Raw genomic sequence first — 5,297 nt, 5'->3', positions numbered from 1 at the left:
AACCGGGCCCCTATCCCGATCGCGATTGTTACCCCATGCTTTGTGCGCCCCTGAATCGGTCGAGCGACGCGTCAATGTCATCCAATTCATGCTGGTAGTCGGGGTGCTCTCGAATCAGTTCCAGCACCAAGATTATCGCACCCCGCTGTTTGTTAGTCAAAAGTGCCCGCCAGCCCTCTGGATGTTCTTCTGTGCGATATATCCGATCGATGAATCCATACGGATGTTCGTCGTTCAGTTCGGCGATCAGGAAGGCTGGGAGGTGAAAAACAAAACCCTGCGGATCGAAGAACCATGGCGAGCAGTAGCACCGCGACAGGTCAGCGGCGGAGATTCGCTTCCAGTCAAGTTTCTCGTCTGACGCACGAAGCCGACGCAGTTCTTCATCGGATGCGTAGTCGTCCAATCCGGTAGCCTCAAAAAGTCCAATACCGTCGCGGAGTTTAATGTCAGCAAATGCGGCTGAAATCTTGGCGATCACCTCGTCCACATGCGGCGCGAAGTTGCGTATCCAATTCGAGAACGCGTCAATCAGCGTTTGATCTCGAGTTCGGTCACGAAGCTCGTCAAGGTCCATTTCGTCGATGCGAAAGCAACGATCGTCGGTCATTGAATAAACGCATCCACATTCATTGGGGTAACGTTGCCCGTCACCGGGCCGGAAGTGAAAAGTCAACCATTGCCAGACCGCACGCAAGCCCGGCTCCGGCCCACGGGTTGATCATCTGTTTTCGGTTGCGTCAATCAGGAAGTGCCGCCGGAGAACCACGATAACCGAATAGCAGTTGCCCCGCGATTCGCCCAGTTGTCATCGTGATGCCGAACGCAAGCATTGAGAGCAAAACGCCAGCATCAGGCACCAAATACAAAAATAGCAGAATACCCGAGATCGAGATTGCGTAGTACGCCGTATCGGATCGCGCGTTTCTCGCTGCAGATCGTCCGGTCCAGCGTTCTATCGAGTCGCCAACGGAGTACATCATAGAAAACACCGTCAGGATTGCGATTGTCCCCAGCAGCACCGAGAACAACGAGTAGCCGTTCCACCAGAGAGCAGCGGCAACGAAAATGGAGAGTGCGGCGTTACGCAAAATGCGCATGGGCTTCATTCGGATAACGTTAGGGTTAACGGGGATCGCGCGGAAGATCGTCAACTTCGCAAATCGTGCTCGCGATCTCCCGTTCAACCCATGGTTCCCCGCTATCGCAGCGGAGAAACGCCCACCACTAAGTGTGGCATCGACCCAATCATATCAAGCCCAGTGATCGCCGACAAATCACGCCACCATCACGAATCCGGCGACACACCGTCAGCACACCGGCGGTCATGCTCCGCGTAGTACGCAACGTACATTGTGCGGACGAAGTACGATTGCCAATCAACCGAGTATGAAGCAACAATTGTCCGAAGGTGTTGCCATTCCCGCGCCGACAAATCGTTTAGCGAGGCAGGCGAGTCCTCCAAAACGAGATTGCCGTGTTGAAGCAGGTCGTCAAAGCGATCGGGCGTTTCCAGCCAGTATGCTAGACGCTGGAGTTCCGCAACTGCGTCAGCGTGTCGAGCGACGAATTGTCGCCACTGCGTGTTTAGGTTTGATTTGCGTCTAAACGACACGGAAATTGTGTTCGCGATTGTTTTCAGTCGGGGAACGTCGGACATCACGGGGCACGGAGAGTTGACTATCCATTGCGAAAAACGCCGCAAGCCGTGCTCCCGTGCATGTCATTGTTCCCCGCTCAGTTTGAATCGCCATCGATGATGCCACTGAGTATATCCCAGTCGAGCACCTGTTCGCGAATCACGGCATTCGACGAGTTGGAGTAATCATCGAGCATCCGAACAACTAGTTTGCGTCCACGAAGAATTTGCGTCAAGCTCGGTGACTCGGCGAGGAGCATTGGAAGAACGCGAATCGCCTCTGCCACGATCAAATTCATGCGTTCGTTAGTGTGGGTTGTGGAAGGTGAAGCAGCAAATGCAATCGATGTGTCTTTGGGATCGAGGTAGAAAGCGATGCCGTCAACGATGAGCAGTCCACCTCGCGAGAAACGCGAAGCCGTCGTCCACGGAAAACGCCGTAGAAACGTGACCAATCGAGAAAGACGATTGTGTGTCGAGGGAACCGTCGCTGGCGGCTGGTATGGGTTGGGCGTCGCGTTGTCAGTCAACGATCGTCAAGAGGCTGTTTGGACTTCAGTCGGGGAACGACCGCCGTCACCGGGCGGCGAGAGAAAAACTAAACATCTGAAAACGCCTTGCTGCCGCTCCGGTGCACGGCATAGTTCGCCCACATCTTGGCGATGCGGGAAGGAGTTGCGTACCGCCGCCCAAATCCCCGCCAGCCCAGAGTATACAGTGGACCGAGCACCCATTGGACGTAGGTATTGCTGTTCGGGCCGGGGTAAATTCGGTAGCGATCATTCCACGGGTAGACAGTCGGAGTCGATTCGATCCTGGTGGCGAGATAGACGGCATCATCAGCGGTCCATCGATGAATCATGCGACCCGGGCCATTGCCAACACCGGAAGAAGGCCGCATCAGATTTCGGTGCAGATGGCCCCAAGACGTTTCGCAGTCCGTGGCGGTTTGCCAAACCTCCCAGCGGTCAGCGGAACCATCGCGGCAAACGACGAGCCAGTGATGTTCTGCAAGCCGACCGATTCCCGGAATCCGTGCCGTCCAAAGGTCAACGATTGTGTCAGGATGCGACGACATTAGTTGGGCGAACGTCACGCGTCACCCGGCACGCGCGAGAGATTTTCCATTTCAAATTTGCCTGATTCGCGTGCTCGGGTGCACGCGATGGTTCGTCAGATTTACTCTTCCGAGACACCGACAACTGGGAGCCTAACGGAGAATCCAGAGCCACGAAGAATGAAAGCGTTTGCGTTCTCTTCCCCCGTTTTCCGTAGCGCGTCCACGAAGAAGATTTCACCTGATTTTGTGACAATGACGAGCTCTGCCATCTCCCCTTCTTCCGCTAATTTCCCCCATTCCTGCATCGCACCTGTTTCAGAAAACAGTGTGCGAGCTAATCCGGACGCTATTTCACGGGTTTGCTGTTCAGTTAACTCGTCGTCAGCGGTGCCGGGAATTCCAACTGGCTTTAGCTGGGTCAAGATTATCCGCGAAACGGAACCTCTTGGTATGGCATCCGGAAAATGCAAGCCAATCCAGTCGTTTGCTTTCGTAATCGATTTGTAGTCGACATGCTTCACCTCAACCAGCGGTGGTTCAGTCGCCGTGGCATGCGTTAGCAGGCAAACGGTCATAACTGTAAGCATCAGGTGTCGGATCATCGTATTCTCCCGACGAACGTTAGACATCACGGGGGACGGACGGAAGACTTTCCACTTCAAAAACCTCGCAGGCCGTCCTCCCGTGCATGTCATGGTTCGTCGCCCTCGCAGGTGCAGCAAATGACGGCCCCACACCGGAACGCGCAGCATGATGGTGCACCACTACCACGTCATGACACTGGAAGTTTCTTTGCTTGTGCAATCCGAATCTAACGAGTGAACTTCGGTCGGTCATCAACCGTTAGGAATAAATAGAACAATCAATGCCGCAAGTCCGAAAACCGCAGCAGCAGATGCCATCATGGCAACGCAAGTCCAATACTGAATTGGAGAGTCAATGCGTGCGATGCGTCCATTTCCGTATTGCCCGAATGGATCAAGTCCGTGCCACCGTCGACCGGTTCGAATCTCTCTTTCACTAACCCAACGGCGCACACCAAGGACTATGGCAATGCAGAATCCCGCAAAGGCGAACGACACAACAGTTTTTGAAGCAAACATTGACGCGTCTCGATCCAGCTCTGCGAAGTTTATTGTCGGCGAACGGTAGCGATATGCGGGCGGCGGCAGTTGATTTTCCATTCGTGAGCGGCGACTACCGCCGCTCCGTATCATCGCATGGTTCGCCGTGTTTTTTGTGAGTATAAAGCATCGAAGGGGCAAGCGATCACAATTCTTTGCGAGCAAGCCAACGACGCCACACTCGCCGGATTCTTGGAATTTCTGATCGGTCAATTACACGTCGATAGGATTTGCAATTGAGGAGCCAGCACATTAAATCGTGGTCTTCGTGTTCGGGCGGGAATCGCTCGACGCCCGTCCAGTGCGACATGGCTTCCCAACCACTCGCTTTCGCGACCAAAGTGTCGCCATCCCAGTAGTACCACCCGCCCCAGTAGTACGAAACACTGCGTTCAGCGGAATCAGCCGTATCCATACTGGTTGCGTGGAGCCTCGCCCTTGCATGTTCATACCATTCGTCAGGCCTGACTGTGCAGTGGACCTTGCGATTCAGAATGAACCCAAGACGTTCAAGTTCCTTTTCTGCAACGCGTTGTGGGCCAGCGAAGACGAGTACGCCTCCAAGTAACTGAAACGGAACGACGCGGAATTCGTCAGCAACGGATAGCGGAACTAAATCGGCTAGCGCTGGATCAGGTAGCGGACGATCGTCAGTCGTTTTGGTCAACGCATTCATCGCGTTGTCGCCTCAATGACGTTGGAAGCTTTAGTCGGCGAACGGCAGCGATAACCGAGTCGCGGCGATTGATTTTCCATTGCCAAAAACGACGACTCCGCGACTTCGGTTCATCGCATGGTTCTGTCATCTATTGCATCATGCCACGAGCAAAGACGAGCGACTCGCCTTCAAGCTTTACAGTTCCATGAAAACGACCTGCATCAACGTACAACACTTTATGACCAGCCGCTACGAGTTCGCGAAGCCCCTCTTCTGACAAGGAGAAGGGTTCCAATGGGTGAACGCCATCAATAGCTGTCGCTACGAGCAAAACACTGGTGGGATAGTCAGCGAGTTTTCCGAGTGGAGTTCCGTTGGCATCCCACATCGAATCAGCACCATAGAAAGCACTGATGAAGTACCCGTCCTCAGTGTACCAATTCCAGAATTTCTCGCCGCTCGCGAGCGATTTCTTGTTCCGCGGCGAATTCCATGATTGGGAGATGTCGAATGAGCCTGCAATTTCATGTTGTTCAATGTACGGCAGAATTGAGCCGACCCAAGAACAGAGAGGTCGACCGTTTGAATCCGTCACGTTTCGACCGGGAAGAACACCGTTCACAGTCTGGTAGTTCAGCAGTGCCAGATGAAGCTGGCTCAACCGTCCTTGGGCACGCATCCTCGCCGCGGTCCGACGGGCATCTACTACGAAAATGACCGCGCCAATCAACAATGGCGTTACGCATATCGCAAGTAAGAGTCTCCATCGCATTGCAGCTCATTCTATCGACAGAACGTCACGCGTCACCCGGTACG

General features: G+C 54.1%; 9 protein-coding genes and 1 pseudogene. All 10 read right to left on the bottom strand.

Going from position 1 to position 5,297, the window contains the following annotated elements; genetic code table 11:
* Positions 1 to 28: 28 nt before the first annotated feature.
* Positions 29 to 610, bottom strand: coding sequence for a DUF6714 family protein (locus B2R17_RS13640; RefSeq protein WP_286764418.1), 582 nt, complete (start codon positions 608 to 610; stop codon positions 29 to 31).
* 130 nt (positions 611 to 740) lie between these two features.
* Complete coding sequence (locus B2R17_RS13635) at positions 741 to 1,100, bottom strand: hypothetical protein (RefSeq protein WP_286764417.1); 360 nt, start codon at positions 1,098 to 1,100, stop codon at positions 741 to 743.
* 188 nt (positions 1,101 to 1,288) lie between these two features.
* Positions 1,289 to 1,660, bottom strand: coding sequence for a hypothetical protein (locus B2R17_RS13630; RefSeq protein WP_286764416.1), 372 nt, complete (start codon positions 1,658 to 1,660; stop codon positions 1,289 to 1,291).
* Between the two features lie 77 nt (positions 1,661 to 1,737).
* The gene (locus B2R17_RS13625) at positions 1,738 to 2,169 is read right to left on the bottom strand and encodes a hypothetical protein (RefSeq protein WP_286764415.1); all 432 of its coding nucleotides are present in this window, start codon (positions 2,167 to 2,169) and stop codon (positions 1,738 to 1,740) included.
* 68 nt (positions 2,170 to 2,237) lie between these two features.
* Positions 2,238 to 2,717 (bottom strand): DUF3750 domain-containing protein, encoded by a 480-nt coding sequence (locus B2R17_RS13620; RefSeq protein ID WP_286764414.1) that lies wholly within the window; start codon positions 2,715 to 2,717, stop codon positions 2,238 to 2,240.
* 101 nt (positions 2,718 to 2,818) lie between these two features.
* Positions 2,819 to 3,301, bottom strand: coding sequence for a hypothetical protein (locus B2R17_RS13615; RefSeq protein WP_286764413.1), 483 nt, complete (start codon positions 3,299 to 3,301; stop codon positions 2,819 to 2,821).
* 234 nt (positions 3,302 to 3,535) lie between these two features.
* Positions 3,536 to 3,802 carry a hypothetical protein gene (locus tag B2R17_RS13610; RefSeq protein ID WP_286764412.1) on the bottom strand — a complete coding sequence of 89 codons (267 nt, stop codon included), beginning with the start codon at positions 3,800 to 3,802 and terminating at the stop codon, positions 3,536 to 3,538.
* A gap of 166 nt (positions 3,803 to 3,968) precedes the next feature.
* Positions 3,969 to 4,238: a hypothetical protein gene (locus tag B2R17_RS13605; RefSeq protein WP_286764411.1), complete on the bottom strand. Its 270-nt coding sequence runs from the start codon at positions 4,236 to 4,238 to the stop codon at positions 3,969 to 3,971.
* Between the two features lie 63 nt (positions 4,239 to 4,301).
* A pseudogene (locus B2R17_RS28410) lies at positions 4,302 to 4,499 on the bottom strand (hypothetical protein); the annotation flags it as partial.
* A gap of 130 nt (positions 4,500 to 4,629) precedes the next feature.
* Entirely contained in the window at positions 4,630 to 5,214 is a 585-nt protein-coding gene (locus tag B2R17_RS13600; RefSeq protein ID WP_286764410.1) for a DUF1559 domain-containing protein, read from the bottom strand.
* Positions 5,215 to 5,297: the final 83 nt, after the last annotated feature.

This window comes from Rhodopirellula sp. UBA1907 (genome assembly GCF_002337565.1).
Lineage (GTDB): Bacteria > Planctomycetota > Planctomycetia > Pirellulales > Pirellulaceae > Rhodopirellula > Rhodopirellula europaea.
The sequence above is the reverse complement of the archived record's forward strand: the minus strand, read 5'-3'. Positions and strand labels throughout refer to the sequence as shown.

Excerpts from the sequence above, each read along its gene's own strand:
- B2R17_RS13640 (WP_286764418.1), bottom strand. The coding sequence starts at position 610 with ATGACCGACGATCGTTGCTTTCGCATCGACGAAATGGACCTTGACGAG.
- B2R17_RS13635 (WP_286764417.1), bottom strand. The coding sequence starts at position 1,100 with ATGCGCATTTTGCGTAACGCCGCACTCTCCATTTTCGTTGCCGCTGCT.
- B2R17_RS13630 (WP_286764416.1), bottom strand. The coding sequence starts at position 1,660 with ATGTCCGACGTTCCCCGACTGAAAACAATCGCGAACACAATTTCCGTG.
- B2R17_RS13620 (WP_286764414.1), bottom strand. The coding sequence starts at position 2,717 with ATGTCGTCGCATCCTGACACAATCGTTGACCTTTGGACGGCACGGATT.
- B2R17_RS13615 (WP_286764413.1), bottom strand. The coding sequence starts at position 3,301 with ATGATCCGACACCTGATGCTTACAGTTATGACCGTTTGCCTGCTAACG.
- B2R17_RS13610 (WP_286764412.1), bottom strand. The coding sequence starts at position 3,802 with ATGTTTGCTTCAAAAACTGTTGTGTCGTTCGCCTTTGCGGGATTCTGC.
- B2R17_RS13605 (WP_286764411.1), bottom strand. The coding sequence starts at position 4,238 with ATGGATACGGCTGATTCCGCTGAACGCAGTGTTTCGTACTACTGGGGC.